The organism is Nocardioides sp. P5_E3 (genome assembly GCF_054049275.1).
In genome coordinates, this window is sequence record NZ_JBFUMR010000020.1 from 18,495 (window position 1) to 34,301 (window position 15,807).

The 15,807-nt window shown below is 70.9% G+C and carries 15 protein-coding genes; 7 read left to right on the forward strand and 8 right to left on the reverse strand.

What is annotated here, in order from left to right:
- Window positions 1–422: 422 nt before the first annotated feature.
- From ACXJKB_RS13725 to ACXJKB_RS13745, 5 genes are all read left to right on the forward strand, one after another.
- Window positions 423–905 (forward strand): flavodoxin, encoded by a 483-nt coding sequence (locus ACXJKB_RS13725; protein WP_457189230.1) that lies wholly within the window; start codon window positions 423–425, stop codon window positions 903–905.
- Between the two features lie 70 nt (window positions 906–975).
- A complete protein-coding gene (locus ACXJKB_RS13730; protein ID WP_457189232.1) occupies window positions 976–1,854 on the forward strand; it encodes an aldo/keto reductase in 879 nt (292 codons plus the stop codon).
- A 244-nt stretch (window positions 1,855–2,098) separates the two neighbouring features.
- Window positions 2,099–2,983 (forward strand): aldo/keto reductase, encoded by an 885-nt coding sequence (locus tag ACXJKB_RS13735; RefSeq protein ID WP_457189234.1) that lies wholly within the window; start codon window positions 2,099–2,101, stop codon window positions 2,981–2,983.
- 210 nt (window positions 2,984–3,193) lie between these two features.
- Window positions 3,194–3,829 (forward strand): hypothetical protein, encoded by a 636-nt coding sequence (locus ACXJKB_RS13740; protein ID WP_457189236.1) that lies wholly within the window; start codon window positions 3,194–3,196, stop codon window positions 3,827–3,829.
- Between the two features lie 187 nt (window positions 3,830–4,016).
- Window positions 4,017–4,931 (forward strand): DUF480 domain-containing protein, encoded by a 915-nt coding sequence (locus tag ACXJKB_RS13745; protein ID WP_457189237.1) that lies wholly within the window; start codon window positions 4,017–4,019, stop codon window positions 4,929–4,931.
- Window positions 4,932–5,085: 154 nt separating this feature from the next.
- Here ACXJKB_RS13745 and glsA read toward each other — a convergent pair whose 3' ends face one another.
- The 8 genes from glsA to ACXJKB_RS13785 all read right to left on the reverse strand — a co-directional run bounded on the left by glsA (window position 5,086) and on the right by ACXJKB_RS13785 (window position 13,678).
- Entirely contained in the window at window positions 5,086–6,123 is a 1,038-nt protein-coding gene (glsA, locus tag ACXJKB_RS13750; protein WP_457189239.1) for a glutaminase A, read from the reverse strand.
- A 174-nt stretch (window positions 6,124–6,297) separates the two neighbouring features.
- Window positions 6,298–6,678: a DUF222 domain-containing protein gene (locus ACXJKB_RS13755; RefSeq protein ID WP_457189241.1), complete on the reverse strand. Its 381-nt coding sequence runs from the start codon at window positions 6,676–6,678 to the stop codon at window positions 6,298–6,300.
- Window positions 6,639–7,373, reverse strand: a complete 735-nt coding sequence (locus ACXJKB_RS13760; protein WP_457189243.1) for a hypothetical protein — start codon at window positions 7,371–7,373, stop codon at window positions 6,639–6,641. The genes ACXJKB_RS13755 and ACXJKB_RS13760 overlap by 40 nt, the downstream gene beginning before the upstream one ends.
- Entirely contained in the window at window positions 7,370–8,044 is a 675-nt protein-coding gene (locus tag ACXJKB_RS13765; RefSeq protein ID WP_457189245.1) for a SatD family protein, read from the reverse strand. Before ACXJKB_RS13765 ends, ACXJKB_RS13760 begins: the two co-directional genes overlap by 4 nt.
- A gap of 53 nt (window positions 8,045–8,097) precedes the next feature.
- Entirely contained in the window at window positions 8,098–11,088 is a 2,991-nt protein-coding gene (locus ACXJKB_RS13770; protein ID WP_457189247.1) for a bifunctional [glutamine synthetase] adenylyltransferase/[glutamine synthetase]-adenylyl-L-tyrosine phosphorylase, read from the reverse strand.
- A 16-nt stretch (window positions 11,089–11,104) separates the two neighbouring features.
- Window positions 11,105–12,451: a glutamine synthetase family protein gene (locus tag ACXJKB_RS13775; protein ID WP_300052110.1), complete on the reverse strand. Its 1,347-nt coding sequence runs from the start codon at window positions 12,449–12,451 to the stop codon at window positions 11,105–11,107.
- Between the two features lie 86 nt (window positions 12,452–12,537).
- Window positions 12,538–13,164, reverse strand: coding sequence for a hypothetical protein (locus ACXJKB_RS13780; RefSeq protein ID WP_457189249.1), 627 nt, complete (start codon window positions 13,162–13,164; stop codon window positions 12,538–12,540).
- A gap of 82 nt (window positions 13,165–13,246) precedes the next feature.
- Window positions 13,247–13,678, reverse strand: a complete 432-nt coding sequence (locus tag ACXJKB_RS13785) for a hypothetical protein (protein WP_457189251.1) — start codon at window positions 13,676–13,678, stop codon at window positions 13,247–13,249.
- A gap of 111 nt (window positions 13,679–13,789) precedes the next feature.
- Between ACXJKB_RS13785 and ACXJKB_RS13790 the strand changes: the two genes are divergently transcribed.
- Together ACXJKB_RS13790 and ACXJKB_RS13795 are read left to right on the forward strand one after the other, a co-directional pair.
- Window positions 13,790–14,503, forward strand: a complete 714-nt coding sequence (locus ACXJKB_RS13790; protein ID WP_457189253.1) for a response regulator transcription factor — start codon at window positions 13,790–13,792, stop codon at window positions 14,501–14,503.
- Window position 14,504: 1 nt separating this feature from the next.
- Window positions 14,505–15,803, forward strand: a complete 1,299-nt coding sequence (locus tag ACXJKB_RS13795) for a sensor histidine kinase (protein WP_457189255.1) — start codon at window positions 14,505–14,507, stop codon at window positions 15,801–15,803.
- Window positions 15,804–15,807: the final 4 nt, after the last annotated feature.

Consider the following 15,807-nt stretch of genomic DNA (forward strand, 5'->3'; position numbering starts at 1 on the left):
GGCCGCCAAGGTCGCCATCACCCACCCCCGATAGCGGCGCAGGTACGGACGGGCTGCCCCTCAGCCTCGAGGCCCTGCCGCGGTGCATGCGTCGACGCCCGCCCACAGGTTGCTGCTTCTCGCCGGAAAGGAGACCCCCGATGAACGCCCGCGCCACCACCATGAACACCCGCCCAAGTCCGCACCGCATGCTGCACCGGAGGACCGTTCTGCTCGGTGGCACCCTCGCCATCACCACGGCTCAGGTCGGGTGCTCCCCCCAAAACAGGCCGGACCCCGCAGGTGAGGCGACGGACGGCACAACCACGCCCGACCCGCGCACCGACCCGAGTTCGTCTCAGCAACGTGGGTCGCAAGGGCAGGCGCGCGTCCTGGTCGTCTACTACTCGCGGCCAGGGGAGAACTACTACTACGGCGACCGCATGGACCTCGACRTCGGCAACACCGAGGTCCTCGCCGACGTCATCAGCCGGCGACTGGACGAGCTGGGCGTCGACCACGACGTCCACCGCCTCGAAGCAGTCGATGCCTACCCCAACGACTACGACGCCACGGTGGCCCGCAACGTGCGCGAGCAGGACAACGATGCCCGTCCGGCGCTGGTCGACCCGCTCGACTCGATCGCCCCCTACGACGTCGTCCTGGTCGGCAGCCCCATCTGGAACGTCCGACCGCCGATGCTGATGCACACGTTCGCCGACACGCACGACTTCACCGGCAAGACGGTGAACCCGTTCGTGACGTACGCCGTCAGCGGGCTGGGTACCGCCGTGGAGGAGTACGAGGCCGCGTGCCCGGGTGCCGACGTGGGCGCAGGACTCGCCGTCAGGGGCGAAACCGTCCGCGAAGACGCACGAAGTGCGGTGGCTGAGTGGCTGGACAGCGTGAACCTGCCCGGCGGGTAGTCCTGTGAGAGTCCGCTGCAACCAAGACCCGAGAAACAAGCCGACACCACAAAACATGGAGATGACGAACATGGACCAGCTGACCTTGAACAACGGCGTCGAGATGCCGGCCATCGGACTGGGCGTCTTCCAGACCCCACCGGAAGAGACCCGTGCCGCTGTCCGGGCCGCGCTCGACACCGGCTACCGGCACATCGACACCGCCGCCGCATACGGCAACGAGCGCGAGGTCGGCGAAGCCGTCGCCGCCTCCGGCGTCGAGCGGAGCGAGGTGTTCATCGAGACCAAGATCTGGATCAGCGACTACGGCTACGACCAGACGCTGCACGGGTTCGAGAAGAGCGCAGCCAAGCTCGGCGTCGACCAGATCGACCTCCTCATCCTTCACCAGGCGCTGCCCTCGGAGTTCGAGAAGACCCTCGACGCCTACCGGGCGCTCGAGACGCTGCTCGACCAAGGCAAGGTCCGTGCCATCGGCGTCAGCAACTTCATGGTCGACCACCTCAACCCCCTGCTGGACAAGGCGTCCGTGGTGCCCGCGGTCAACCAGATCGAGGTCCACCCGTACTTCCAGCAGCGCGAAGTCCAAGACCTCGGCGCCGAGCGCGGCATCCTCACACAGGCGTGGTCACCCATCGGCGGCATCACGTTCTACCGCGAAGGTGAGCACACCAGCACGCTGCAGGACCCGACCATCGTGGCAATCGCGGAGGCGCACTCCAAGAGCCCCGCCCAGGTCATGCTCCGCTGGCACCTGCAGCAGGGCCGCTCGGTCATCCCGAAGTCCACCAAGGCGCACCGCATCGCGGAGAACCTCGACGTCTTCGACTTCGAGCTCGCCAACGACGAGCTCGCCTCCATCGACGCCCTCGACACCGGCAAGCGCGGCGGACCCGAACCCACCGACATCACGCTCGAGAACTTCGGCATGCCCATCCCCGAAGCGTGAACCAGCCCTCGTCACCAGCAGCCCCAAGACCACCGCCGTTGACGTCGCCGACGTCATCGACTTCGTCCTCGCCATCGACGTCCTGCGCCCCGCACAAGCCTGAACCCACCCTCACGCAAGGAGCATCGCCATGCACACGCGCACACTCGGCCCTGAAGGTCCCGCACAGCTCGAAGTCTCCGCCCTCGGCCTCGGCTGCATGGGCATGAGCCAGTCGTTCGGCCCAACCCCACCCCGAGAGGAAATGCTCACATTCCTGCGCGCGGCCGTCGACCGCGGCGTCACCTTCTTCGACACCGCCGAGGTCTACGGCCCGTTCCACAACGAAGAGCTCGTCGGCAAGGCCCTGCATCCGGTCCGCGAGGACGTCGTCATCGCCACCAAGTTCGGGTTCGCCTTCGACGACGACGGCAACCAGACCGGCGTCAGCAGCCGACCCGGCCACATCCGCGCGGCCGTCGACGGGTCCCTACGCCGCCTCGGAACCGAGTCCATCGACCTGCTCTACCAGCACCGCGTCGACCCCGACGTCCCCATCGAGGACGTCGCCGGCACCGTCAAGGACCTCATCGACGCCGGGAAGGTCCACCACTTCGGACTCTCCGAAGCCGGCGTCCAGACCATCCGCCGCGCCCACGCCGTCCAGCCCGTCACAGCCCTGCAAAGCGAGTACTCCTTGTTCTGGCGCGAACCGGAGGAGAACATCCTTCCCGCCCTCGACGAGCTCGGCATCGGCTTCGTGCCGTTCAGTCCGCTCGGCCGCGGGTTCCTCACCGGCCAGGTCACCGCAGCGACCGAGTTCGGCGAAGGAGACATCCGAGCCAACCTGCCCCGCTTCGAGCGCGAAGCCCTCCAGGCCAACCTCGCCCTCGTCGACCTCATCACCGCCGTCGCCGAACGCAAGGAAGCGACCGTCGGGCAGGTCGCGTTGGCGTGGCTCCTCGCGCAGCGGCCCTCGATCGTGCCCATCCCCGGCACCCGGCGCCTCGAACGCCTCGACGAGAACCTAGGCGCGGCCGACCTGCACTTCACCGAAGAAGACCTTGCCGAGCTAGATCGAGCCTCCACGAGCGTGAAGGTCCAAGGCGACCGCTACCCCGAGGCCATGCAACGCATGATCGACCGCTGATCGTCTCGCGGCTTGCTGGCCCGCGGTGACTCGTCACGGCTTCGCTGACGCCGTGCAGTTCGCGGCCCGCCGTCCGCACGCCGACAAATCCGCATCATGAAAAGCACGCCCGACAGGCGGCGAAGTGACGCACTTCCTGACGCGTACGGGGCGGGCCGGGGGCGCTGACTCGCCCTTGCCGCGGCGGCATGCCGAGGTGGATCGTGAGACATGGCGCCTCGTTCGATCCGCATCGCAGTCGCAGGGCTCCTCGGCGTGTTCGTCGTCGGCTGCGCAGGCGAGTCGGATTCAACAACGAAGCCGACCGATGCGGTCGTGACGAGCACAGCGGAGGATCCCGCCACCGTCGCGCCGGTCAACGTTGATCGGTACCTCCTGGGCGTCGACGAAGGCCCCGGCCTGCACCCACTTTCCCCGCCGCAGACCGTTTCGGGAGAACCTTTCCCGCTGCCCGAAGGCGGCGCCGCGGTGTTGGAGCGCAGCGGTTACATCTCCATGACGTACCAGACTGGGCAAGGAGACGGCATCGCGGGCGTGAGCAGTGTGCTGTTGTTCGAGACTGAGGCCGGCGCACGCGACTGGATGACCTTTGAGACGAGCGACGAGGTGCTTCGACATGAGCTCCCAGACGGCACGTTCACGTGGTTCCAAGTTCCAGCCGTTCCCGGCGCGACCGGATGGACGGGGCCTGACTTGCACGGCAACGCGATCGGAAACGTCTACTGGACGCAGGGCCGCTGCATGATGCTCGTCAGTATCGAAACTGACGGGCCGCGCGTCGAGCCGTTGTCGGCCAGTGCTCAAGCCATCTTCGCGCGCACTGGTGGTACGTGTCCGGACGAGTGATGCCTCGGGGCCCGGCCGTCGCTGAGCAGCGAGCCCGGCACTCATCAGACGAGCGTGTCGAACGCACCTGCTTGCGTCGGAGGAACGCCCATCCCCGCCGACTCACGAGGAGTCCCGCGCGCCCGGCAAGCGGCGGAGTGACGCTGTTCGATCCGCAATCGTGCCAAGGCAGACCTAAGGTCGTGACGTGAGCGAACTCCCCGTCCTCGATGCGACTGACCAGCGCATCCTCGGCAGCCTGCTGGAGAAGCAGACGACCGTGCCCGCCACCTATCCCCTCTCCGCGAACGCACTGGTGTCGGCGTGCAACCAAAGGAGCAGCCGCGACCCCGTCACCGACCTCGACCAGCAGACCGTCGAGCGGACCGCGAAGTCGCTCAAGGAGCGCGGGCTGCTGCGGATCGTGTGGTCCGACACCGGGCGCCGGACACTGAAGTACCACCAGACCCTCGACGAGCATCTCGCCCTCGAGCCCGACGAGCGGGCGCTGCTCACGGTGCTGCTGCTCCGCGGGGCGCAGGCGCCGGGTGAGCTGCGCACCCGCACCGAGCGGTTGCACGGGTTCGCCGACCGGGGTCAGGTCGAGGAGTGCCTGCGCCGGATGGCGAGCCGCCCGCAACCGCTGGTGTCCGAACTCGAGCGCCGGTCGGGCCAGCAGGATCCGCGCTGGATCCACCTCCTGGGAGCCGCGCCGGAGCAGACCTCAGGCGAAACCGGCCCAGCTGGGAGTGCCGACGCGTCGCGCATCCGCGTCACGCAGATCATCGCCGACCTTCACGTACCCGACCTCCCCGCCTCCAGGAGCTTCTACAGCGACTACCTCGGGTTGGCCGAGGAGGAGTTCAACCTGGGCTGGGTGGCCCGCCACACGTCGCCGGCATCCAGGGCGACGCTCCAAGTGACGACCAGCGATGCCACCGCACCCGTGGACCCCGTGGTCTCGGTCATGGTCGACGACGTCGAAGCCGCATACCGCCAAGCACAGGAGCGCGGGTACGAGATCGTGCATCCCCTGACAACCGAGACATGGGGCGTGACTCGCTTCTTCGTCCGCGCTCCCGATGGCAACGTGCTCAACATCGTTCAGCACCACGCAAGCTGAGGGTCTTGGTCATCCGCGGCGGACTGACGTTCCGTCGCCGACGGAAATGCGCGCGCCACTGGGTCGCTCGCTGGCATCGTCGACTCGGTGTTCAAGGCTCCTGGAGCGGGCGGTCGCCGAGTCGTTCACGGACGCGCAATCGCGCCCTGCCCGTTCAGAGTTGGGGCGGGGAGCCTTCCGCGGGAACGGATGCGAAGAGGTTGAGGCCGAGCCGCTCGGCGAGGTACTTCGTCGCCAGCTGGCCACGGATGCTGTTGCCGGCTTCGTCCAGCGGCGGCGAGTAGGTGGCCAGCCCACCCTTCCCGGGGGACACCGTCACGATGCCGCCGCTGACTCCGCTCTTGCCCGGGACCCCGATCTGGTAGAGCCAGTCGCCGGACAGCTCATACAGTCCGGCGCTCGCCATCACCGCCAGCACACGTCGACACACGCCGGGTCTGATCACCGTCTCGCCGGTGGCCGGGTTCACCCCACCGTTTGCCAGGGTGGCCGCCATCACTGCGAGGTCGTGAACTGTCACGTCCAGTGAGCACTGGCGGGTGTAGATGTCGGTCGCTTCGTCGGGGTCGAAGTAGAGCCGCTCGTAGCTCTTGAGGAGGTGGGCGATGCCCTGGTTGCGCATGTTGGTGGCTGACTCGGACGCGTACACCTCCGCGTTGACAGTGAGCTCGCGTCCAGCGAACATCGACATTCGTTCTCGGATCGACGCCCACTTCTCGTCGTGGGTGTCGCCCGGCACGAGACTGGAGGTGGCGATCGCGCCGGCGTTGACCAACGGATTCATCGTCCGCTCGGCGTTGAGCTCGACGGCCATGAGCGAATTGAACGGGAAGCCGGTGCTGTTGACGCCGAGGCGCAAACGCGCCTCCTCGTACCCGAGCGTGTCGCAGACGAGCGCGAACACGAATGGCTTGGAGACGCTCTGTATGGAGAATCGTGCAGCGACATCCCCGATCTCGAACGACCGACCCCAGGGCCCGACGACGGCGATCCCGAACAGATCAGGCGCTGCTTGCGCCAGCACGGGGATGTAGTCCGCGACTGTCCCACTGTTGTCGCCGCGGTAGAGCTCGTAAGCGTTGGTCACGAGCTGCCGGATCTCCGAGTGGATGGGGAGATCACCAGTCGATACGCGCGGTGGCGTTGCCGCCTCGTCGAACGGGAGCTTCTCGTGCATGGAGACCTTGGTCATCGTGCTCCGATCGACGCGTGTTTCGGCAGCGTACGACAACGAGGGGGCGTTCTCGAACCAGGTCGGCGGCAACCGGGGTTCACCCATGCGGAGTCGCACCAAGGTCGGCGAAGGGTCGCGCCTCGGGGTAGCCCATCTGGGCGACWGGTCGCTGGTGCACGTGCGCCCCGCCACCTATCTGCGTGGGTGGAAGCGGTAGTCGCCATTGGCCAGTCGCTCGAGGCGCCATCGTGCTTCGTGGGCCCGATGGTGGTGGCTGCAGAAGAGGACGCCGTTCGCGAGGTCGGTGTGGCTGCCGGTGTGCCAGGGGTGGAGGTGGTGGGCCTCGCACCAGGTGCCGGGGACGTCACAGCCCTCGCCGTGACACGTGCGGTCGCGGACGAGGAGGGCCTTGCGCTGGGTCGGGGTGTAGAGGCGGCGGGTGCGGCCGAGGTCGAGGGGGAGGCTGTCGCCGCCGAGGACGGCGGGCAGGATCTTCGCGGTGCAGGCCAGCCGTCGGGCGTGGGCGGCGGTGATCAGGCCACCAGCACGAACGACCCCAGCGCCACGAGCCACGACGCGAACGACCCGAGCAGGAAGTACTCGGTCATCTCGTGGACGGTCTGCTGCTCGTGGCGCGAGGAGAGCTCGGGGAAGCGGAGCAGCCCCTTCGCCGCGACGACCACGCTGGCGGCGGTCGCCTGGCCCCCGAGGGCGAGGGCCAGGATGAAGATCCGCTCGAGCGGCCCGAGGAGCCGACCGCCCTTGAGCTGGGTCGGCGGCATCCCCCCGTCGGAGCGCGGGTTGATCGTGCCGGTCGCCTTCAGCACCAGCCGGACGAGAACGTTGCCGGTGGAGAGCTGGATGGCGAAGGCGCCGAACAGCAGCAGGAACCGGTCGGCCGAGATGGTGCTCAGGTCGGCGATGGCCAGCGACTCCAGCCACCGCGCCAGCGGGCCCGCAGCCGACGGCGCGAGCCCCGAGCAGGCGATCGCCCCCACCAGCGACGCGAGGAAGACGGCGAGCGGCAGGCGGGCGGCCTTCGGCCCGGGGTGGCCGAAGCCCCACGTAACGGTGAGCCCCCACACCAGCACGACGGCGACGATCACGAGCAGGGCGGCGACGTCACGCCCCGACGTCAGGCCCGCGAGCAGGCCGACGCAGAGCGCCACCAGGGCACCGACGCACTCAGGCAGGTAGCGCGTGCGGTGCACCGAGTGGGTCAGGTCGGTCACGGCGAAGCCGATCAGCAGGATCCCGAGCCAGCTCATCGATCTCCTCCCCCGGTCCCCGTGCCCGGATCAACGGGCACGAGCAGGTCGTGGGCGGCGACGATCGCCGCCAGCCCGTCGGCACGCACCCGCTGAGACACCGCGGACGCGCTGATCCCCAACGCCTCGGCGACGTCGCGCTGGGTCACGTGTGACAGCAGACCACGCAGCACCGACACCGACCGCTCCGACAGGCCGGTGACCCGCTCGTCGCGCAGCACCAGTCCGGCGTTGACCAACCCGGGGTCCGCCGCGCCCGCGGCGCCGTCCGCGACGACGTACGCCGTCCGGAGCCAGCGGTGGGCGGCGCTGGCCTCGGCGCTCGCCGCCGCCTCGATCGCAGCGCGGGCGGCCCACCAGCCCGGGCCGTCCTCGATCCCCGCCTCCCCGTCGAGCATGGTCGTCGCCCCCCAGCCGATGCCGTGCCGGATGTCGTACGCCGGCAGCATCCGCACCCGGACCAGCAGCGTGGCCTGCACGGCCTCCGCGACCGTGGCGAAGGCGCCCTGGTACTCGTCGCCCGCAGTGATCCACATCGGCCGCAGGGGGTGGAGCAGGTCGTTGACCTCGGCGAGGGCCGCGTCGAGGTGCTGGTGCAGGACCGCGCGGTCCTGCGATGATCGGGAGCCGACGAGGTCCCCGATCAGGGTGGCGACGGCAGTCTCGGACACCTCTCGATGATGAAGGTCATTGCTTCATTTGTCCATGGATGAAGCAAAACGCTTCATTCCCAGAACACTCGCTCCACCACCGCGTGCGCCCGCCGCGTGGTCCGGAGGTAGTCGTTGACCATCTGGTCCGACGCCCCTTGCGGGTAGCCCAGCACCTGCGCGACAGCCGCCCGTTCGCGGGAGTCGCGCGGCAGCTGGTCGGAGGGCCGGCCGCGGACGAGGGTCACGGCGTTGCGCACCCGGCTCACCAGCCGCCACGCCTCGGCCAGGGTCTCGGCGTCCTCCGCGGAGATCAGGTCGGCGTCGGCCGCCGCCTGCAGCGCGGGCAGCGTCTGGGGCGTGCGCAGCCCCTCCACCGTGCCGGCGTGCCGCATCTGGAGCAGCTGCACCGTCCACTCGACGTCGGCCAGGCCACCGCGCCCGAGCTTGAGGTGGGTGTGGCGGTCGGCGCCGCGCGGCAGCCGCTCGTCGTCGACGCGCGCCTTGATCCGGCGTACCTCCACCACGGCCCGGTCGGAGATCCCGTCGACCGGGAAGCGCAGAGGGTCGATGAGCTCGGTGAAGCGGGCGCGCAGGGCCTCGTCGCCGGCCACCGCGTCGGCGCGCAGCAGCGCCTGGAACTCCCACACGCTCGACCACTTCGCGTAGTAGGCGGCATAGGAGTCGACGGTGCGGACCATGGGCCCGTTCTTGCCCTCCGGGCGCAGGTCGGCGTCGACCTCCAGCGGGGGGTCGCTCGCCGGCAGGGACAGCAGGCGTCGTACCTCCGCGACCACGGCGGTGGCGTACGACGACGCGGCCTGGGCCTCGACGCCGTCGGCCGGGTCGTGGACGAACATCACGTCGGCGTCGCTGCCGTAGGACAGCTCGAACCCGCCGTAGCGCCCCATGGCGATCACCGCGATCCGGCTGGCGGGGGCGTCCAGCCCGCGCTGCCGGCGCACGGACTCGGTCGCGATGTCGAGCGTGGCCTGCAGCGTCGCGTCGGTGAGCCGGCTCAGGCCCTGTCCCACCACCGCCACGTCGGTGCCCGCCACGAGGTCTCCGCACGCGATCCGCAGCAGCTCGCGGCGGCGTACGGCCCGCACCGCCACGACCGCGGCCTCGGGCGTCTCGGCCCGCTCGAGGAGCGACTGCATCTCCGCCAGCGCGGCCTCGGCGCTCAGCGGGACGAGCGACTCCCCCAGCATCTTCACGCCCTGCGGCTCGCGCTCGAGGAGGTCGGTCGCGTAGCGCGAGGTGCCGAGCACGACCGCGAGCCGCTGGGCGACCTGGCCCTCGTCGCGCAGCATCGTCAGGTACCACGGGCTGCGGCCCAGGCTCTCGCTGATCCGGCGGAAGCCGAACAGCCCGGCGTCCGGGTCGGGCGAGTCGGCGAACCACTCCAGCAGCACCGGCAGCAGGGTGCGCTGGATGTCGGAGGTGCGCGAGACCCCGCTCGTCAGCGCCTCGAGGTGGCGCAGCGCGGCCCGCGGGTCGGCGTAGCCCAGCGCGGACAGCCGGGCCTCCGCCGCCTCGAGCGACAGCCGCGCCTCGGAGCCGGGCAGCTTGGCGACCGCGCCGAGGAGCGGGCGGTAGAAGAGCTTCTCGTGGAGCCGGCGCACCTCGCGCCGGTGGTGGCGCCACTGGCGGTCGAGCTGGGCGGAGGGCTCGGAGAAGATGCCGATCGACCGGCCGAGCCGGCGCAGGGACGCCTCGTCGTCGGGCAGGACGTGCGTACGCCGCAGCTGGTGCAGCTGGATCCGGTGCTCGAGGGTGCGGAGGAACGTGTAGGCCTCGTGGAGCTTCTCCCCGTCCTCGCGGCCGACGTAGCCGCCCTCGCTGAGGCGGGCCAGCGCGCTCAGCGTCGCACCCTCCCGCAGCGACGGGTCGGACCGACCGTGCACGAGCTGCAGGAGCTGAACGGCGAACTCGACGTCGCGCAGGCCGCCCGAGCCGAGCTTGATCTGCCGCTCCGCCTCGTGGGCCGGGATGTGGTCGACCACCCGACGGCGCATCGCCTGCACGTCGGCCACGAAGCCGTCACGACCGGCGGCGCTCCACACCATCGGCGCGACCATCTCGACGTAGCGCCGGCCCAGCTCGAGGTCGCCGGCCACCGGCCGCGCCTTGAGCAGCGCCTGGAACTCCCAGGTCTTGGCCCACTTCTCGTAGTAGCCCTGGTGGCTGGCGATCGTCCGCACGAGCGGGCCCTGGCTGCCCTCGGGCCGCAGGTTGGCGTCGACCGGCCAGATCGTTCCCTCGCGGGTGTGGTCGGAGCAGATCCGCATCAGGTGCGACGCCAGCTGGGTGGCCGCCCGCAGGGCGACGCCGTCGTCCGCACCGCCGGACCCCGACTCCACCGGCTCGTGGACGAAGACCACGTCGACGTCGGAGATGTAGTTGAGCTCGTGGCCACCGCACTTGCCCATCGCGATGATCGCGAGGCGCACCGCGTGGGCCGGCTCGCCGACCCGGGCGCGGGCGATGGCCAGCGCGCCGTCGAGGGTCGCACCCGCGAGGTCGGAGATCTCGGCGGCGGCGTCGTCGAGACCGACGTGGTGGGCGAGGTCGCGCGAGGCCAGCCGCAGCAGGTGGCGGCGGTACTCCACCCGCAAGGCGTCGACGGCCTCCTTGTCCGGCAGCCCGGCCACGGGCTCGTCGGCGTGGGGGTCGGCGCCGACCGCGGTCAGCATCGCCTCGCGCAGGGCGTACGCCGCCGGGCGGGTGCTGCCCAGCGTGGGGTCGGTCAGCTCGCGCCACTGCTCCGGGTGACGCGCGAGGTGGTGGGCGAGCGCCGTGCTCGCGCCGAGGACGCTGCACAGCCGCATGGCGGTGCCCTCGTCGTCGGCGACCTCGGCGAGCATCTCCCGCCCGGCACCCTGCGACTGCTCGTCGAGGGCGTCGACCAGCCGCAGCAGCCCGTCGAGCGCGGCGTCGGGATCGGCCGACGCGGCGAGCTCGTCGGTCAGCGGCAGGCCGGCGTCGCCGAGCTGCTCGATCCCGCGTGCTGCCGCGGCTCCGTCGACGAAGCCCTTGCGGACGTAGGTCCCGGCGGACGTCATCGGAGAACGGCCGGGCTCAGAGGACCGGCAGCATCCGGTCGCGCTCGTAGGCGGAGACCTGGGTGCGGTACTCCTCCCACTCGGCGCGCTTGTTGCGGAGGAAGAAGTCGAAGACGTGCTCCCCCAGCGTCTCGGCCAGCAGTTCGGAGTCCTCGGCGATGCCGATGGCGTCCCAGAGGCTGCGCGGCAGGGGCGAGATCCCCAGCGCCTTGCGCTCGCGCTCGGTCAGCGACCAGACGTCGTCCTCGGCCTCGCGCGGCAGCTCGTAGCCCTCCTCGATCCCCTTCATGCCCGCGCCGAGGACGACGGCGAAGGCGAGGTAGGGGTTGCAGGCGGGGTCGATCGTGCGGAGCTCGACGCGGGTCGACTGGCCCTTGTTGGGCTTGTACATCGGCACGCGCACCATCGCGGAGCGGTTGTTGTGGCCCCAGCAGACACCCGACGGGGCCTCGCCGCCGCCGAGGAGCCGCTTGTAGGAGTTGACCCACTGGTTGGTGACGACGCTGATCTCGCTGGCGTGGCGAAGGATGCCGGCGATGAACTGCCGACCGGTCTTGGACAGCTGGTACTGCGCGCCGGCCTCGAAGAAGGCGTTGCGGTCGCCCTCGAAGAGCGACACGTGGGTGTGCATGCCCGACCCGGGGTGCGTCGTGAACGGCTTGGGCATGAAGGAGGCCCAGATGCCCTGGCCGAGCGCGACCTCACGGATGACGGTGCGGAAGGTCATGATGTTGTCGGCGGTGGTGAGCGCGTCGGCGTAGCGCAGGTCGATCTCCTGCTGGCCCGGACCGCCCTCGTGGTGGCTGAACTCCACCGAGATGCCCATCGCCTCGAGCATCGTGATCGCCTCGCGCCGGAAGTCGGCGCCGCGCGACTGCGCGGTGTGGTCGAAGAACCCGCTGCGGTCCACCGGCTCCGGCTCGTCACCCTTCCCGGGCACGTCCTTGAACAGGTAGAACTCGATCTCGGGGTGGGTGTAGAAGGTGAACCCCTTGTCGGCGGCCGCGCTCAGTGTGCGCTTCAGCACGTGCCGCGGGTCGGCGTACGACGGGCTGCCGTCGGGCATCACGATGTCGCAGAACATCCGTGCCGTCGCCGGGCCGCCGTCCTCACCGGTGCGCCAGGGCAGGATCTGGAACGTCGACGCGTCGGGGTGGGCGAGCATGTCGGACTCGTAGACGCGGGCGAAGCCCTCGATGGCCGAGCCGTCGAAGCCGATGCCCTCCTCGAAGGCGTTCTCGAGCTCGGCCGGGGCCACGCTCACGCTCTTGAGGAAGCCCAGCACGTCGGTGAACCACAGTCGCACGAACCGGACGTCACGCTCCTCGAGCGCCCGGAGCACGAAGTCCTCTTGCTTGCCCATGGCACCACCCTAGGGGCACGACGGTCCCGCTCCTGCCGGTGGCCGGAGAGCGGGCGGGACACGGCGCTGGTCGCGCGGCGGCCGTCCTAGCGGCAGATGTTGACGTCCTGCGAGCCCAGCACCCCGTCCCAGACCCTGCGCATCGGCGCGAGCCAGCTCTGGGTCGTCGGCACGAAGGCGATGCTGCCGTCGACCTCCTTCTTCTGGCCGCGCACGCGCACCTTCTCCACGACGAGCGGGACGACGACCTCGCGGCTGCGCACGCCCTCCCAGCAGGCCGACGCCTTCGTCTTGGTCACCGCCTCGTCGAGGGTGACCGTGTCGCCGACGCGCTCGCCGTTGTAGCGCCACGCGACCGTGGTGCGGTAGCCGGTGAAGCCCTCCCAGGGCGCGACCACGGTGGCCGACATGCCCCAGGTGCGGCGGGCCGGGATCGTGAAGGTGACCTCGCCGTCGCGCACCTCCTTGGTGCGCGACTGCCAGACGTGGACGACGTCGGCGTCGAGCGTGCTGCGCGCGTTCACGAGCTGGACCTCGCAGCCCTCGCAGTCGTCGACGGTGAACGTCAGCGTGGTGCGCGCGGCGGCGCTGCGGTCCTCGGACTGGGCCTGGGCGGGCTGGGCCTGGGCGGGCACGGAGCCCAGCGAGCCGGCCAGGAGGGCGGCGCCCGCGAGCGCGGTAGTGCGGGCCAGGGCGGTGGTGCAGTGGGTCATCTCGGTCTCCCCGTGAGGTGGTCTGTCGTCGCTGACTGGACGCACCTGCCGCCGAGAAGGTTGCACGCGGTGAGCCGGAGCGTCAGTCCTCGCCGAGGGTGTTGCGCTCGAGCTCGGCGAGCGTGGGGCGGCCGCGGTTGCAGAAGACCTCGAGGTCGACGGAGTTGCGCCCGTCGCTGAAGACCGCGTCGACGTCGTCGTCCGGGCCCTTCTCCCAGCTGACGATGCGCCAGCCGGCGTCCTTGTCAGGTCGTACGCCGACGCCGTACGCCCACGTGTCGCGGCACTCGACGACGAACGCCCCCCACTCCCCCGAGATCTCCTCGGACACACCCGGGCCCTCGGGCTCGGGCACCGACGCGGACGGCACCGAGACGTCGCGGGCGACCTCGTCGCCCACCGGACCGCGGTCGCGGATCGTGGCGCCGACGGTCGACACGGCGAAGACCCCGACGAGCACGGCGACGACCGTGGTGGCGGCCCACAGGCCGACGAGCAGCATCCGACGTCTCACGGGTCCATCGTGCCCGCCCGCACGACAGCGTGAGGTGAGGCGGTGGTTAAGGCACTGATAAGGCTCGCTCCTCGCGCGGACCAGTGCGGTCGCGGACGGTACGGTCGCGGCGTGGCCGAGGTGCTGATCATCGAGGACGACGACCGGATCCGGCCGTTGCTGGTGCGCGGCCTGCGCGAGTGCGGGCACACCGTGACCTCCGCGCCCACCGGGATGGGTGGCCTCCAGCTCGCGGTCGACTCCGGTCCCGACTTGGTCGTGCTCGACCTCGGGCTGCCCGACGTCGACGGCACCCAGGTGCTGTCCATGCTCCGCGCGGTCAGCCAGGTGCCGGTGATCATCGCCAGCGCCCGCGCCGACGACCCGTCGCTGGTGGGGGCGCTCGACGCCGGCGCCGACGACTACGTCGTCAAGCCGTTCACCAGCGCCCAGCTCGACGCCCGCATCCGCGCGGTCCTGCGCCGGGTCGAGGCGGGCCGGCAGCGGCCCTCGACCATCACCGTCGGCGGCCTCGCCGTCGACCTCGCCGGACGCCGGGTGCACCTCGACGGCACCGAGGTCGACCTCACCCCGCGCGAGTTCGACCTGCTCGCCCACCTCGTCGAGCGGCCCGGCGAGGTGGTGACCAAGCGTGACCTGCTCGTCGAGGTGTGGCGCCAGCCGTGGGGCGGGTCGGACAAGACGGTCGACGTGCACCTGTCGTGGCTGCGCCGCAAGCTCGGCGAGACCGCCGTGGCCCCGCGCTACCTGACCACGGTGCGCGGCGTCGGCGTACGCCTCGCGGCACCGGTCCCCGACGTGCCCGCGCCGACCGAGGACGGCTGAGGTGCGCCGCAGCCTCCTGGTGACCGCGGCCGCGGCCATCTCGATGGTGCTGCTGGCGATGCTCGTGCCGATGGCGATCCTCGTGCGCAGCTATGCGCTCGAGGACCGGCTGGCCCGCGCGGCCCTCGAGGTGCAGGCCGTCGAGACGGTCGTGTCCGGTCAGGACGCCGGCGCGGTCGGGCAGTATGTGGATCGGTTGAACGACAAGGACAGCCACACCCAGGTGACCGTGCTCTACCCCGACGGCCTCGAGATCGGACCGGACCGCGGCCAGGACGAGCTGGTCCTCGACGCCCGCAACACCGGCCGCGCCCGCGTCGACGACGTACCGGACGGGTCGCAGATCCTCGTCCCGGTGTCGCGGGGCGGCAACTCCGCCCTGCCCTCCCAGACCCCGGTGATCCGGATCGTCGTCGACGAGCCGGGCATCACGTCGGTGGTCGGCGTCGCCTGGGGCCTGCTGGCCGTGCTGGCGCTGGCGCTGCTGGCCGGCTCGCTCATGGTCGTCGACCGCCTCGGCCGCTCGTTCGTGATGCCCATCCGCCAGCTCGCCGAGCACACGCAGACGCTCGGTCGCCCGGGCGCCGTCACCCCGGTCGCGGCGATCGAGGGGCCGCCCGAGGTGCAGGAGCTCGCCGGCGCCGTCGAACGCCTCACCGGCCGCATCCAGCTGTTGCTCGCCCGCGAGCGGGAGAGCGTCGCCGACCTCTCCCACCGCCTCCGCACCCCGGTCACCGCGCTACGGCTGCGCGTCGAGACCGTCGACGACCCGGCCTTGCGTGACCGCCTGGCCGGCGACCTCGACGCGCTGCAGGCCACCGTCGACGAGATCGTCCGCGAGGCCCGTCGCTCCGAGCGCGAGGGCCTCGACCCGCGCACCGACGCGGTCGCGGTCGTCACCGAGCGTGTCCGCCACTGGGAGGCGCTGGCGGAGGACCAGGGCCGCGCCTACGACCTGCACCTCGCCGCGTCCGGTCCGCTGCTGCGGGCGAGCCGCGCCGACCTGGAGGCGCTGGTCGACGTGCTGCTCGACAACGTCTTCTCCCACACCCCCGACGACGCCGCCGTGAGGATCACGCTGGACGCGACCGACGACCTGGTCGAGCTCGTCGTGGAGGACGCCGGTCCCGGCCTGCCCCCCGGCCTCGACGCGACGGGTCGCGGCGAGAGCGGCTCCGGCTCGACCGGCCTGGGCCTCTCCATCGCCGCGCGCACCGCCGAGGACTCCGGCGGGGCGATCACCACGGGTGCCTCGGACATGGGAGGAGCCCGGGTCTCCGTCACGTTGCGGACGGACTGACCCG